Source organism: Citrobacter sp. Igbk 14, assembly GCF_028069825.1.
Taxonomy (GTDB): Bacteria; Pseudomonadota; Gammaproteobacteria; order Enterobacterales; family Enterobacteriaceae; genus Citrobacter.
This window is the reverse complement of sequence record NZ_JANEWM010000001.1, coordinates 1-14,464: the sequence shown is the minus strand read 5'-3', so window position 1 is coordinate 14,464 and position 14,464 is coordinate 1. Positions and strand designations below refer to the sequence as shown.

Here is a 14,464-nt window from a genome sequence, read left to right as displayed (position 1 = left end):
GCTGCCTCGTCGGGTAGAAATTAAGAGAGAATCAACATGAAATGGCTATGTTCTGTAGGTGTCGCGGTGGGCCTGGCGTTGCAACCAGCGCTGGCGGACACCTTGTTTGGTAACCATCCACTGACGCCTGAAGCGCGGGATGCGTTTGTGACCGATTTACTCAAACAGATGACCGTGGATGAGAAAATTGGGCAATTGCGTTTGATAAGCGTTGGACCTGATAACCCGAAAGAAGCCATCCGTGAGATGATCAAAGACGGACAGGTAGGGGCGATTTTTAACACCGTCACTCGCCAGGATATCCGTAAGATGCAGGATCAGGTTATGGAACTCAGCCGCCTGAAAATCCCTCTCTTTTTCGCCTATGACGTGCTTCACGGTCAACGTACCGTGTTTCCGATAAGCCTTGGCCTGGCATCCTCTTTTAACCTTGATGCGGTCAGAACAGTTGGCCGAATTTCTGCGTATGAAGCCGCAGACGATGGTCTGAATATGACCTGGGCGCCGATGGTTGATGTCTCCCGCGATCCGCGTTGGGGCCGTGCGTCCGAAGGTTTTGGTGAAGATACGTATTTAACTGCCATCATGGGCAAAACCATGGTGGAAGCGATGCAAGGGAAAAGCCCTGCCGATCGCTATTCAGTGATGACCAGCGTCAAGCACTTCGCTGCTTATGGCGCCGTTGAGGGCGGTAAAGAGTACAACACTGTGGATATGAGTCCGCAGCGTTTATTTAACGACTACATGCCGCCGTACAAGGCCGGACTGGATGCCGGTAGCGGTGCGGTGATGGTGGGGCTTAATTCACTGAATGGGACGCCTGCCACCTCTGATGCCTGGCTGCTCAAAGACGTGCTGCGCGATAAGTGGGGCTTTAAAGGCATAACGGTTTCCGATCACGGCGCAATTAAAGAATTGATTAAGCATGGAACCGCGTCCGACCCTGAAGATGCTGTGCGCGTGGCGATCACGTCCGGTATTAACATGAGCATGAGCGATGAATATTACAGTAAGTATCTGCCGGGACTGATTAAGTCGGGCAAGGTTACGATGGCGGAGCTCGACGATGCCGCGCGCCATGTACTGAATGTAAAATATGATATGGGTCTGTTTAACGACCCGTACAGCCACCTGGGGTCGAAAGACTCTGACCCACAAGATACCAATGCTGAAAGCCGTTTGCATCGCAAAGAAGCCCGTGACGTGGCGCGTGAAAGCCTGGTATTGCTGAAAAACCGTCTGGAAACATTGCCACTGAAAAAAACAGCAACCGTGGCAGTTGTCGGACCGTTAGCAGACAGCAAACGTGATGTCATGGGTAGCTGGTCTGCGGCGGGTGTTGCCGAACAGTCTGTCACGGTGCTGACAGGCATTAAAAATGCCCTGGGTGATAAAGGTAAAGTGGTCTACGCCAAAGGGGCGAATATCACCAACGATAAAGGTATTGTTGACTTCCTTAACCTGTACGAAGAGGCGGTGAAAGTTGACCCACGCTCGCCGCAGGCGATGATTGATGAAGCCGTTAACGCGGCGAAACAGTCTGACGTGGTTGTTGCGGTAGTGGGTGAAGCGCAGGGGATGGCGCATGAAGCCTCTAGTCGAACCGATATCACTATCCCGCAAAGCCAGCGTGATCTGATTGCTGCGCTGAAAGCAACCGGGAAACCGCTGGTGCTGGTGCTGATGAACGGTCGCCCACTGGCATTGGTGAAGGAAGATCAGCAGGCTGATGCGATCCTCGAGACCTGGTTTGCCGGGACCGAAGGGGGTAACGCCATTGCTGATGTGCTGTTTGGCGATTATAACCCGTCAGGTAAGCTACCGATGTCTTTCCCACGATCGGTGGGGCAGATCCCGGTCTATTACAGCCATCTTAATACCGGTCGCCCGTATAACGCCGATAAGCCGAATAAATATACATCGCGCTACTTTGATGAAGCGAATGGTCCGTTGTATCCCTTTGGCTATGGTCTGAGCTACACCACGTTTACCGTGTCTGATGTGAAGCTCTCTGCACCGACAATGAAACGTGACGGAACAGTGACTGCCAGCGTGCAGGTAACCAATACCGGCAAGCGTGAAGGGGCGACAGTCATTCAGATGTATTTACAGGATGTGACGGCCTCGATGAGTCGGCCGGTCAAACAGCTGAAAGGCTTTGAGAAAGTGAACCTCAAGCCAGGTGAAACCCAGACCGTCAGTTTCCCCATTGATATTGATGCGCTGAAGTTCTGGAACCAGCAGATGAAATACGATGCGGAGCCGGGCAAATTTAACGTCTTTATCGGCGTGGACTCTGCCAGAGTGAAGCAGGGCGAGTTTGAACTGCTGTAATGGGTGAATAAAGCCACCGACAGTGCCTGATAGCGCTACGCTTATCAGGCCTGCGAAATCGTATCATCCGGTAAATTCACGTTGGGTTTACCGGATTTTTTTATTTTGTGCTCGCCGTACCGCTAATAACTCTCAGTGTTACCCCCCAATAGCCAGGTTAAGACTGGATTTTTCAACTATGCTTTTTCCTCAAGTCTCTGAAAAGGGCAGCAAAAGGATGAGGAGAGCAGCATGATAATCTCAAAGGTATGGGTGGGTTCGCTGGCGTTGCTGGCCACGATAAGCTTGCCTTTACAGGCCGCGTCACCCGTCACTGTGGGGTCAAAAATTGATACCGAAGGGGCGCTGCTCGGCAATATTATTTTGCAGGTGCTTGAAAGCCACGGTGTGAAAACGGTCAATAAAGTGCAACTGGGCACGACGCCCGTGGTGCGTGGGGCCATCACTTCCGGTGAGCTGGATATTTATCCGGAATATACCGGCAATGGCGCGTTCTTTTTTAAAGATGAAAACGACCCCGCGTGGAAAAATGCGCGGGCAGGTTTCGAGAAAGTGAAAAAACTGGACGCTGAGCAAAATAAACTGATCTGGCTTACGCCTGCGCCAGCCAACAATACCTGGACTATTGCAGTACGCCAGGATATCGCTGAAAAAAACAAACTTGTCTCTCTTGCGGATTTAGGCCGCTACCTGAAAGAGGGGGGGGCGTTCAAACTGGCGGCCTCCGCCGAGTTTATTGAACGTGCAGACGCGCTGCCCGCCTTTGAAAAAGCGTATGACTTCAAGCTCAATCAGAACCAATTGTTGTCACTGGCAGGGGGCGATACTGCGGTGACAATTAAAGCTGCGGCGCAGCAGACCTCCGGCGTTAATGCCGCAATGGCTTACGGAACCGATGGCCCTGTTGCTGCGCTGGGGCTGCAAACATTAAGCGATCCCAAAGGGGTTCAGCCCATTTACGCACCTGCGCCCGTCGTGCGTGACGTGGTACTCAAGGAGTACCCGCAAATGGGGGAATGGCTACAGCCGGTCTTTGCCAGTCTGGATGAAAAAACGCTGCAGCGGCTCAACGCCAGTATCGCCGTTGAGGGGCTGGATGCGAAAAAAGTCGCTGCAGATTACCTGAAGCAAAAAGGATGGGTGAAGTAACGGATTTGCAGCAGGTGAGTGTTGTGTCAAAGATATCAGTTAATTGGGTGCTGTTGCTGCTGGTGGTTCTGACCGCGGCCGCAGCCGCGCTTCCTTTCATCAGCTATGCCCCTAATCGTCTGGTTTCCGGTGAAGGTCGCCAACTCTGGGAGGTCTGGCCCCACATGGTGTGGGGACTGGCGGCGACATTTTTACTGCTCGTGGTTCTATGCTTCATACCCGGTAAATCCGGCAATGTATTGACGCTGGTTGTTGTCCAGTTACTGGTGATTGCGGCGTTGTTTATGGCCGGGAAAACGGCAACGCATCTGGCTCAGACGGGAACTGCTGTCGCCAGAACCAGCCTGGGGAGCGGTTTCTGGCTTGGGGTAGGGGTGCTGTTGCTGGCTGGCAGTGACGCCATTCGGCGTATCACCGCTCAGCCGCTGTGGCGCTGGGTACTGCATGCGCAAATTGTCATTGTGCCAGTGGTGCTGCTGCTGTCCGGTACCCTTAACGATCTTTCTTTGCTCAAAGAATATGCCAACCGCCAGGATGTCTTTGATGATGCTCTGGCGCAGCACCTGACTATTCTGTTCGGTACTGTGGTGCCTGCGCTGTGTATTGGCGTGCCGCTGGGTATCTGGTGCACCTTTTCTGCTGCGCGTCAGGGGCCAATATTTGCCGTGCTGAATATCATCCAGACGATCCCCTCTGTCGCATTGTTTGGTTTGTTGATCGCGCCGCTTGCCGGACTGGTTAAGCATTTCCCGTGGCTTAGCTCGCTCGGTGTCGCGGGAACGGGGCTGACGCCCGCACTGATTGCGCTGGTGCTGTATGCATTATTGCCATTGGTTCGTGGCGTGGTGGCCGGGCTGAATCAGGTTCCGCGTGATGTGCTGGAAAGTGCGCGTGCGATGGGGATGAGTGCGCGTCAGCGTTTTATTTCGGTGCAACTTCCGTTAGCGCTACCCATTTTCCTGCGCAGTTTGCGGGTGGTGATGGTTCAGACGGTGGGGATGGCGGTCATTGCCGCATTGATTGGTGCAGGCGGGTTTGGCGCGCTGGTCTTTCAGGGACTGCTCAGTAGCGCCGTTGATTTAGTGCTACTGGGCGTGATTCCGGTGGTGGTACTGGCAGTGCTGATTGATGCGCTGTTTGATTTAGGCTTAGCGCTGCTGAAGGTGACAAACGATGATTGAATTTAGCCATGTCAATAAAACCTATAACCAGCAACAGGCCGTGAGCGATCTCGATCTGCATTTAGGCGAAGGGAGCTTTTCGGTATTAATCGGGACCTCCGGTTCGGGGAAGTCCACCACGCTGAAAATGATCAACCGGCTGGTCGAGCATGACAGTGGTCAGATCCGTTTTGCCGGGGAAGAGATCCGTAGCCTGCCGGTGCTGGAATTAAGACGACGCATGGGCTATGCCATCCAGTCGATTGGTTTGTTTCCACACTGGACTGTCGCCCAGAACATTGCCACCGTACCACAGCTGCAAAAGTGGTCACGTGCGCGTATTGATGACCGAACAGAAGAACTGATGGCGTTACTGGGGCTGGAAGCGGATTTGCGTCACCGTTATCCGCATCAGCTTTCCGGTGGTCAACAGCAGCGAGTCGGTGTGGCTCGTGCGCTGGCGGCTGACCCTCAGGTACTGCTGATGGACGAACCTTTTGGCGCGCTGGACCCGGTAACACGAAGTGCGCTACAGCAGGAGATGACCCGTATCCATCGTCTGTTGGGTCGAACCATCGTGTTGGTGACGCATGATATTGATGAAGCGCTGAGACTGGCGGAGCACCTGGTGTTAATGGATGCGGGCAAGGTGGTACAGCAAGGCACGCCGCTGTCGATGTTGACTGCGCCTGCTAATGATTTCGTGCAGACCTTTTTTGGCCACAGTGAACTGGGTGTAAGACTGCTGTCACTGCGCACGGTGGGGGATTTTACCCGCCGTGGTGAACAGTTGGCTGGTGAGCCGTTGGTGGACGAGATGACGTTACGTGATGCGCTATCTGTTTTTGTCGCCCGGGGCTGTGATGTGTTGCCGGTAGTTAATGCTCAGGGTGCGGCCCGCGGTACGCTGCATTTTCACGATCTGCTTTCGGAGGCACCGCACTGTGAAACATCTGCTTGATCCTCTGCTGTGGCTCATTGCGCTGTTCCTGGTGTTGCTGGTGGGATTGCCCCACAGCCAGGCACTGTTCAGCGCGTTGTTTCCCCAATTGCCGCGTCCTGTTTATCAGCAAGAGAGCTTTACGGCGCTGGCGTTGGCGCATTTCACGCTGGTGGGTATTTCAAGCCTGATTGCTGTCATTATTGGGGTTGGGGCAGGTGTAGCGGTAACCCGCTCATGGGGAGTAGAGTTCAGACCTTTGGTCGAAACAATTGCCGCAGTGGGGCAAACTTTTCCGCCGGTCGCGGTGCTGGCGATCGCCGTGCCGGTGATGGGGTTTGGCCCGGAGCCTGCGATTATCGCGCTGATCCTGTATGGGGTGTTACCGATCTTACAGGCAACGCTGGCAGGGCTGGGAGGGATCTCTGCCAGCGTAATAGATATTGCCAGCGGGATGGGCATGAGTCATGGGCAGCGGCTACGTAAAGTCGAACTTCCGCTCGCGGCGCCGGTTATTCTGGCCGGGATTCGCACGTCAGTGATTATTAATATTGGCACCGCAACGATAGCCTCTACCGTTGGGGCGAATACGCTGGGAACACCGATTATTATTGGGTTAAGCGGGTTTAATACCGCCTATGTGATCCAGGGGGCGCTGCTGGTCGCATTGGCCGCAGTCATTATCGATCGCGGGTTTGAGCGATTAGCGTACTACCTTACCCGGCACGTAAAATAAAAGTATAACCAGCCAGCATTACGCCGCCGATACCACCGATAGCCATCAGCAGGAAGAGGGTTATAACACCGATTTTAGCTGCGCTCATTTTGTACTCCTTATGTGAATATAAGGATTGTACACGTTTGTTAATAAAATATTAAATACCGAGTGGATAAATATCGTGACCTAACGCGCGCCACTCTTCCAGTTGTTGGTGTTGTGCAGGGGTTTGGTTCTCTCCACACCAGACGAGTAGGGTGCGCCCTTCAAACAGCTCAGGCCGTAGCTGATTGAGCGAGTGGGCCAGTACATCAACACGCCATCCTTGCTGGCTGGCGACCCAACCTTCCAGCCATAAGCGGGTGGTATCGTGGATATTCCAGCCGACCACCAGGGCATCTTTACCCTGTTTTTTACGCGCCGAGGCAAGGCAAATCGCAATATAATTGATGAGCACACCGTCAAGGATCCCCAATAGCGCCTGAAGAATGGGCTGTTGGCATTGCAGACGTCGGCGTAAGGGAATGAACAAATGTGTATTGAGCGTTTGCGCAGGGTAATCCTGACCACGCTCTTTGATCCACAACCTGAGGCTGTGCAGATTGTTACTTTGCAAATAGCTCAATAGCGTTTCTTGTTGCTCACGCCAGCCGTTATGCACATCAATGTTCTCATTGCTGAGTAACATTTTAACTTTACTGACCTGAACGCCATTATTTATCCAGCGTTTTATCTCACGGATCCTGTCAATGTCCGCATCGTTAAACAGGCGATGCCCCCCGTCTGTACGCTGAGGTTTTAGTAATCCGTAACGCCTCTGCCATGCACGTAAAGTGACAGGGTTGATATCACAAAGCAAAGCCACTTCACCTATCGTGTAAAGCGCCATCGTTGTCTCACTCTTGCTCGCGAGGTCCCAGTTTTACTTTAGACGCTCTTTTGCGAACCAGGTAGTTTTGTCTGTTTTTTGATCAGAAGAAGGGTGAGATTGTCGTCATACTCGCGCTTTCGAGTGATCGTTCTCACAAATTCCTGTTTTTTTGCAACAGTTCAAAGAAAGTTACGCGCAGCCCATGTATGTTACGCGCTTTTAAGAAATGTGTGGTTGGCGGGTATGTACGAGTTTAATCTGGTGTTGCTGCTGCTTCAGCAGATGTGCGTGTTTCTCGTTATCGCGTGGCTAATGAGCAAGACGCGCCTGTTTATCCCGCTGATGCAGGTCACTATCCGACTGCCGCACAAACTTCTGTGTTACGTCACCTTCTCCATCTTTTGCATTATGGGCACCTACTTTGGGCTGCATATTGAAGACTCCATTGCAAACACCCGTGCCATCGGCGCGGTGATGGGCGGGCTACTTGGCGGGCCTGTTGTTGGGGGACTGGTTGGCCTGACCGGCGGTCTTCATCGCTATTCGATGGGGGGCATGACGGCACTCAGTTGCATGATTTCGACCATAGTGGAAGGCCTGCTTGGAGGGCTGGTACACAGTGTACTTACTCGACGGGGCCGTACTGATAAAGTGTTTAGTCCGCTGACGGCTGGCGCGATTACCTTTGTTGCCGAACTGGTGCAGATGCTCATCATTTTGCTGATTGCGCGTCCCTTTGAGAATGCATTGCACCTGGTCAGTAACATTGCCGCACCGATGATGGTGACCAATACCGTTGGTGCTGCGTTGTTTATGCGTATTCTGCTCGACAAACGTGCGATGTTTGAAAAATACACCTCGGCGTTTTCTGCCACTGCGCTAAAAGTTGCCGCCTCTACGGAGGGGATTCTGCGACAGGGATTTAATGAGGTTAACAGCATGAAGGTTGCTCAGGTGCTGTATGAAGAGTTGGATATCGGTGCGGTGGCGATTACTGACCGCGAGAAGTTGCTGGCCTTTACTGGCATTGGTGATGACCATCACCTGCCAGGCAAGCCCATATCCTCTTCATACACCCAACGGGCGATTGAAACCGGAGAAGTTGTGTATGCCGACGGTAACGAAGTGCCTTATCGCTGTTCACTGCATCCGCAATGCAAATTAGGGTCGACGTTGGTTATCCCTTTGCGTGGTGAAAACCAGCGGGTGATGGGGACGATTAAACTGTATGAAGCCAAAAACCGTCTCTTTAGCTCAATTAACCGCACGCTGGGGGAAGGGATCGCCCAGTTGCTTTCCGCGCAAATCCTGGCCGGCCAATATGAGCGACAAAAAGCGATGCTGACGCAGTCAGAAATCAAACTTCTGCACGCTCAGGTTAATCCCCATTTTCTGTTTAACGCGTTGAATACGATCAAAGCCGTGATCCGTCGTGACAGCGAACAGGCCAGCCAATTGGTGCAATATCTCTCGACTTTCTTTCGTAAGAATTTAAAACGCCCGTCGGAAATTGTGACGCTGGCTGATGAAATAGAACACGTAAATGCCTATCTACAAATTGAAAAGGCACGATTCCAGTCCCGCCTGCAGGTGACCTTAACGGTCCCGGAAGCGCTTGCGCATCAGCAATTGCCTGCGTTTACGCTGCAACCGATAGTCGAGAATGCGATTAAGCATGGCACTTCCCAGCTACTTGATACCGGAGAAGTCTCTATCACTGCTCGTCAGGAAGGGCAGTATCTGATGCTGGATATTGAAGATAATGCCGGACTGTATCAGCCCACGACGGAGTCCAGTGGGCTTGGAATGAGTCTGGTGGACAAACGCCTGCGGGAACGGTTTGGCGATGATTTTGGTATCAGCGTAGCCTGTGAGCCTGACCTCTTTACCCGAATTACTTTACGACTTCCCCTGGAGGAACTGGCATGATCAAAGTGCTGATTGTCGATGATGAACCGTTAGCGCGGGAGAATCTGCGGATCCTGTTACAGGAGCAAAGCGACATCGAGATAGTCGGAGAGTGTTCGAATGCGGTAGAGGCCATTGGTGCAGTACATAAACTACGCCCGGATGTGCTGTTCCTCGATATTCAGATGCCGCGTATTAGCGGATTGGAAATGGTGGGTATGCTTGACCCCGAGCATCGCCCATATATTGTTTTTCTCACCGCTTTTGATGAATATGCCGTGAAAGCCTTTGAAGAGCATGCCTTTGATTATCTGCTTAAGCCGATTGAAGAAACGCGTCTGGAGAAAACGCTGATCCGTTTACGTCAGGAGCGCACGAAGCAGGATGTGTCGTTACTGCCGGAACATCAGCAGGCGCTTAAGTTCATTCCATGCAGTGGTCATAGCCGAATCTATCTGCTGCAAATGGATGATGTGGCGTTTGTCAGCAGTCGTATGAGCGGCGTTTATGTGACCAGTAGCGATGGCAAAGAAGGATTCACCGAGCTGACGCTTAGAACACTGGAGAGCCGTACTCCGCTGCTGCGCTGCCACCGACAATACCTGGTCAACATGGCCCATTTGCAGGAAATCCGTCTGGAAGATAATGGCCAGGCTGAGCTGATTTTGCGTAACGGACTGACTGTCCCGGTGAGCCGCCGTTACCTCAAAAGTCTAAAAGAGGCGATTGGCCTGTAAAACTGGTACACTGCGCGCCATTGCATCACCGACAGTTGAAGGCTCTATGCTAAGTAACGATATTCTTCGTAGCCTGCGCTACACCCTGAAAGCGAACAATAACGACATGGTGCGCATTCTTGCGCTTGCTGAGATGGAAGCCACCTCGGCAGGTTTCGACACCTGGATGACGAAAGAGGATGAAGACGGGTTTGTTCGCTGCCCGGATATCATCCTCTCCGGTTTCCTGAACGGTCTTATCTACCATCTGCGTGGAAAAGATGATTCTGCGCCGGAACTGGCGATTGAACGTCGTGTTAACAACAATACGGTGCTGAAAAAACTGCGCATCGCGTTTTCACTGAAAACCGATGATATTCTGGCCATCATGACCGAACAGAAATTTCGCGTATCAATGCCGGAAATCACCGCAATGATGCGTGCACCGGATCATAAGAACTATCGCGAATGTGGCGATCAATTCTTGCGTTATTTCTTGCGTGGTTTAACTGCGCGAGTACATAAGGCGAAGTCGTGATTTTTGCCCAGTGGCGCTGCGCTTGCAGGGCTACGGGATTTGAAGATCGGGTTAGGCGAAGCCGCCAGCCTGAAAAAAAACAAAAAAAAGCCGGAGATTATCTCCGGCTTTATTGTTATTTCACCTGCTGACCAGGTTTAGCACCGTCATCCGGGCTTAACAGGAAGATATCTTTTCCGCCAGGGCCTGCTGCCATTACCATCCCTTCAGAGATACCGAAACGCATCTTACGCGGAGCCAGGTTCGCCACCATAATAGTCTGGCGGCCAATCAGGGCTTGCGGGTCCGGGTAGGCAGAGCGAATACCGGAGAAGACGTTACGTTTCTCACCACCGAGATCCAACGTCAGACGCAGCAGTTTGTCGGAACCTTCCACGAACTCGGCGTTTTCAATCAGCGCCACGCGCAGATCTACTTTGGCGAAATCGTCAAAGGTGATGGTGTCCTGGATAGGGTCATCCGCTAACGGGCCGGTCACCGGAGCGGCTGCGGCTTTCACTTCTTCTTTGGACGCTTCCACCAGCGCTTCAACTTGCTTCATGTCGATACGGTTGTAGAGCGCCTTAAAGGTGTTGACCTTGTGACCGAGCAGCGGTTGCTCAATGGAATCCCAGGTCAGGTCGCTGTTCAGGAATGCCTCAACACGTTCAGCAAGCGTCGGCAGTACCGGTTTCAGGTACGTCATCAGGACGCGGAACAGGTTAATACCCATGGAGCAAATTGCCTGCAGGTCAGCGTCACGGCCTTCCTGTTTAGCCACAACCCATGGTGCCTGTTCGTCAACATAGCGATTCGCCACGTCGGCCAGCGCCATAATTTCGCGGATTGCTTTACCGAATTCGCGGCTTTCCCACGCTTCGCCGATGACTGCAGCTGCGTCGGTAAAGGTTTTGTACAGTGCCGGATCGACCAGTTCGGCGGCAAGAATGCCGTCAAAGCGTTTCGCAATAAATCCTGCGTTACGGGAAGCCAGGTTCACTACTTTGTTGACGATATCGGCGTTAACACGCTGAACAAAATCTTCCAGGTTCAGGTCGATATCATCAATGCGCGAAGAGAGTTTCGCGGTGTAGTAGTAACGCAGGCTGTCGGCATCAAAGTGTTTCAGCCAGGTGCTGGCTTTAATGAAGGTACCGCGAGACTTGGACATCTTCGCGCCGTTTACTGTGACATACCCGTGAACGAACAGGTTAGTCGGTTTGCGGAAGTTGCTGCCTTCCAGCATGGCAGGCCAGAACAGGCTGTGGAAGTAGACGATATCTTTACCGATGAAGTGATACAGCTCAGCATCGGAGTCTTTCTTCCAGTACTCATCAAAGCTGGCGGTGTCGCCACGTTTGTCGCACAGGTTTTTGAACGAACCCATATAACCAATTGGCGCATCCAGCCAGACATAAAAATATTTACCCGGCGCATTCGGAATTTCAAAACCGAAGTACGGTGAATCGCGGGAAATATCCCACTGCTGCAGGCCGGATTCAAACCACTCCTGCATTTTGTTGGCAACCTGCTCCTGCAATGCGCCGCTGCGCGTCCACGCCTGCAGCATTTCGCTGAACGACGGCAGATCGAAGAAGAAGTGCTCGGAGTCACGCATTACCGGTGTCGCACCGGAAACAACGGATTTCGGCTCGATAAGTTCGGTCGGGCTGTAGGTTGCGCCGCACACTTCACAGTTATCGCCGTACTGGTCCGGAGACTTACATTTCGGGCAGGTGCCTTTGACAAAACGATCCGGCAGGAACATGCCTTTTTCCGGATCGTAAAGCTGGGAGATGGTGCGGTTCTTAATAAAACCGTTTTCCTTCAGGCGCGTGTAAATCAGTTCAGACAGTTCACGGTTCTCTTCGCTGTGCGTTGAGTGATAGTTGTCATAGCTGATGTCGAAACCCGCAAAATCAGTCTGATGCTCCTGACTCATTTCACCGATCATCTGCTCTGGCGTGATCCCAAGCTGCTGTGCTTTCAGCATGATTGGCGTACCGTGTGCGTCGTCCGCGCAGATGAAGTTAACCTGGTGGCCGCGCATTCGCTGGTAACGGACCCAGACATCAGCCTGGATGTGCTCCAGCATATGGCCGAGGTGGATTGAGCCGTTGGCGTACGGCAGCGCGCACGTTACCAGAATTTTCTTCGCGACTTGAGTCATAGTGGGCAATTACTTCTTTTGTAGTGAAAAGGGCTTTGATAGTACCAAAATGGTAATTACTGCGCCAAGCGATAAGGGCATTTATCCGTAAATGAATAATTGTTGCGGTTGGAGTAAACTACCTGGTGACTATTGTATTTTCAGAACAACAAAAAGGAGTCGGGATGAACGCACAATCCCAGGCCAAATCACCAGAAACCCTGCGCGCCATGGTCGCTGGGACGCTGGCGAATTTTCAGCATTCAACCCTGAAGCATAATCTGACGACGCTGAAAGCGTTGCATCATGTCGCCTGGATGGACGACACGTTGCACGTTGAGCTGGTCATGCCATTCGTATGGCACAGCGCGTTTGAAGCATTAAAAGAGCAATGCAGTGCCGATTTACTACGTATTACCGGTGCTAAAGCCATTGACTGGAAGCTGTCGTATAACATTGCGACGCTGAAGCGTGTGAAAAACCAGCCGGGTATTAATGGTGTGAAAAACATCATTGCCGTGAGTTCCGGCAAAGGTGGTGTGGGTAAATCCTCTACTGCGGTGAACCTGGCACTGGCGCTGGCAGCCGAAGGCGCGAAAGTAGGTATTCTGGATGCCGACATTTATGGTCCGTCCATTCCGACCATGCTTGGTGCGGAAAATCAGCGTCCAACCTCGCCAGATGGCACCCATATGGCGCCGATTATGTCTCATGGCCTGGCAACCAATTCCATTGGGTATCTGGTAACTGATGACAATGCGATGGTGTGGCGTGGACCAATGGCCAGCAAGGCGTTGTTACAAATGCTGCAAGAGACCTTATGGCCGGATCTTGATTATCTGGTTCTGGATATGCCGCCGGGCACCGGTGACATTCAGCTGACGCTGGCGCAGAACATTCCGGTAACGGGCGCGGTAGTGGTCACCACGCCGCAGGACATTGCGCTTATCGATGCGAAAAAAGGCATCGTGATGTTCGAAAAAGTGGAAGTTCCGGTGCTGGGCATTGTTGAAAATATGAGCATGCATATTTGCAGCAACTGCGGTCATCATGAACCGATTTTCGGCACGGGTGGCGCACAAAAGCTGGCAGAGCAATATCACACCCAACTGCTGGGACAGATGCCGCTGCATATTTCCTTGCGTGAAGATCTCGACCGCGGTATGCCGACGGTTATCAGTCGTCCTGACAGTGAATTCACCGCGATTTACCGCGATCTGGCCGGCCGTGTCGCCGCACAACTCTACTGGCAGGGAGAGGTTATTCCTGGGGAAATTGCCTTCCGCGCGGTGTAATTTTTTCTGATGCGAAAGGTGTTGTACGTATTCACCGTATTAATGATATATTGATACGGTGAATATATTGAGTGAGCAAACTGCCCAATATTATTCATCATGCCACTATAATTCGTGTTCTTTTCCGAATAATTCCTCTTAATGCATCATTCAAATTGATCATACCAATCTCATCAATCTACAATTTCAATTGGTTTTAGCAGGGAAGTTATCTCATAATTCAACGGACAAGCAGCTTGCATGCTGTTTCTGACCCATTACAGGAATAATGAACACATGAAAATTAGTTTATTCTTGGGAATTATCACACTGGCTTATGGAATTAGCACGTCTGCTTTTGCTTCTGATACCGCGACCTTGACCATTACTGGCAAGATAGTTGAACCCACCTGTAGCACTGATGTCGTGGATAGTACTGTGCAACAGCGGTGTGGTCAGACTGTGCATAGTGCAGATATCAACAATGTGATGACTGCTCCAGCACAAGGCGTTGTGACCCGTATCGTCGCTGTTCCTGGGGATTCTTCGCGGCAGATAGTATTAAATCGCTACGATTAAAAAAGCGTACTGCATAGTAGGCCCCCATCATTTTAATGAGAGATGGGGGCTTTTTTTTGGCCTGAAGAATGATATCTAACGATTAATTACGTTAATTTATTAAAGTCGATAATAATATCTATGATATTTATTTGTTGCAATTATATTGC

General features: G+C 51.8%; 13 protein-coding genes. 10 read left to right on the top strand and 3 right to left on the bottom strand.

The features are described 5' to 3' along the window. The first annotated feature begins 36 nt into the window (after window positions 1-36). The 5 genes from bglX to NNN64_RS00045 all read left to right on the top strand — a co-directional run bounded on the left by bglX (window position 37) and on the right by NNN64_RS00045 (window position 6,319). On the top strand, window positions 37-2,334 hold the full coding sequence (bglX, locus tag NNN64_RS00065) for a beta-glucosidase BglX (RefSeq protein ID WP_271440056.1): 2,298 nt from the start codon (window positions 37-39) through the stop codon (window positions 2,332-2,334). Window positions 2,335-2,565: 231 nt separating this feature from the next. After that, window positions 2,566-3,483 carry a glycine betaine ABC transporter substrate-binding protein OsmF gene (gene osmF, locus NNN64_RS00060; RefSeq protein ID WP_271440055.1) on the top strand — a complete coding sequence of 306 codons (918 nt, stop codon included), beginning with the start codon at window positions 2,566-2,568 and terminating at the stop codon, window positions 3,481-3,483. After that, window positions 3,471-4,664 (top strand): ABC transporter permease, encoded by a 1,194-nt coding sequence (locus NNN64_RS00055; RefSeq protein ID WP_271440054.1) that lies wholly within the window; start codon window positions 3,471-3,473, stop codon window positions 4,662-4,664. The genes osmF and NNN64_RS00055 overlap by 13 nt, the downstream gene beginning before the upstream one ends. Next, window positions 4,657-5,604, top strand: a complete 948-nt coding sequence (locus tag NNN64_RS00050; protein WP_271440053.1) for an ABC transporter ATP-binding protein — start codon at window positions 4,657-4,659, stop codon at window positions 5,602-5,604. Before NNN64_RS00055 ends, NNN64_RS00050 begins: the two co-directional genes overlap by 8 nt. Beyond that, window positions 5,588-6,319 carry an ABC transporter permease gene (locus NNN64_RS00045; RefSeq protein ID WP_271440052.1) on the top strand — a complete coding sequence of 244 codons (732 nt, stop codon included), beginning with the start codon at window positions 5,588-5,590 and terminating at the stop codon, window positions 6,317-6,319. The genes NNN64_RS00050 and NNN64_RS00045 overlap by 17 nt, the downstream gene beginning before the upstream one ends. On the opposite strand, the gene NNN64_RS00040 is transcribed toward NNN64_RS00045, so the two are convergent. Together NNN64_RS00040 and mlrA are read right to left on the bottom strand one after the other, a co-directional pair. Beyond that, window positions 6,300-6,407, bottom strand: a complete 108-nt coding sequence (locus tag NNN64_RS00040) for a protein YohO (RefSeq protein WP_003027354.1) — start codon at window positions 6,405-6,407, stop codon at window positions 6,300-6,302. The genes NNN64_RS00045 and NNN64_RS00040 overlap by 20 nt on opposite strands. A 51-nt stretch (window positions 6,408-6,458) precedes the next feature. Next, window positions 6,459-7,190, bottom strand: a complete 732-nt coding sequence (gene mlrA / locus NNN64_RS00035; protein ID WP_271440051.1) for an HTH-type transcriptional regulator MlrA — start codon at window positions 7,188-7,190, stop codon at window positions 6,459-6,461. Between the two features lie 225 nt (window positions 7,191-7,415). On the opposite strand from mlrA, the gene NNN64_RS00030 reads away from it, so the two are divergent. From NNN64_RS00030 to NNN64_RS00020, 3 genes are read left to right on the top strand one after another with little or no spacing between them, the layout of a single operon-like run. Next, window positions 7,416-9,101 (top strand): sensor histidine kinase, encoded by a 1,686-nt coding sequence (locus NNN64_RS00030; RefSeq protein WP_271440050.1) that lies wholly within the window; start codon window positions 7,416-7,418, stop codon window positions 9,099-9,101. Beyond that, entirely contained in the window at window positions 9,098-9,817 is a 720-nt protein-coding gene (btsR, locus tag NNN64_RS00025; RefSeq protein WP_005129174.1) for a two-component system response regulator BtsR, read from the top strand. Before NNN64_RS00030 ends, btsR begins: the two co-directional genes overlap by 4 nt. Before the next feature lie 46 nt (window positions 9,818-9,863). After that, the gene (locus NNN64_RS00020) at window positions 9,864-10,334 is read left to right on the top strand and encodes a DUF1456 family protein (protein ID WP_137382304.1); all 471 of its coding nucleotides are present in this window, start codon (window positions 9,864-9,866) and stop codon (window positions 10,332-10,334) included. A 115-nt stretch (window positions 10,335-10,449) separates the two neighbouring features. On the opposite strand, the gene metG is transcribed toward NNN64_RS00020, so the two are convergent. Continuing rightward, window positions 10,450-12,483 (bottom strand): methionine--tRNA ligase, encoded by a 2,034-nt coding sequence (metG, locus tag NNN64_RS00015; protein WP_271440049.1) that lies wholly within the window; start codon window positions 12,481-12,483, stop codon window positions 10,450-10,452. 164 nt (window positions 12,484-12,647) lie between these two features. Here metG and apbC point away from each other — a divergent pair, with 164 nt between their 5' ends. Continuing rightward, complete coding sequence (gene apbC, locus NNN64_RS00010; protein ID WP_271440048.1) at window positions 12,648-13,757, top strand: iron-sulfur cluster carrier protein ApbC; 1,110 nt, start codon at window positions 12,648-12,650, stop codon at window positions 13,755-13,757. 276 nt (window positions 13,758-14,033) lie between these two features. Further along, window positions 14,034-14,315, top strand: coding sequence for a DUF2574 family protein (locus tag NNN64_RS00005; protein WP_271440047.1), 282 nt, complete (start codon window positions 14,034-14,036; stop codon window positions 14,313-14,315). Window positions 14,316-14,464: the final 149 nt, after the last annotated feature.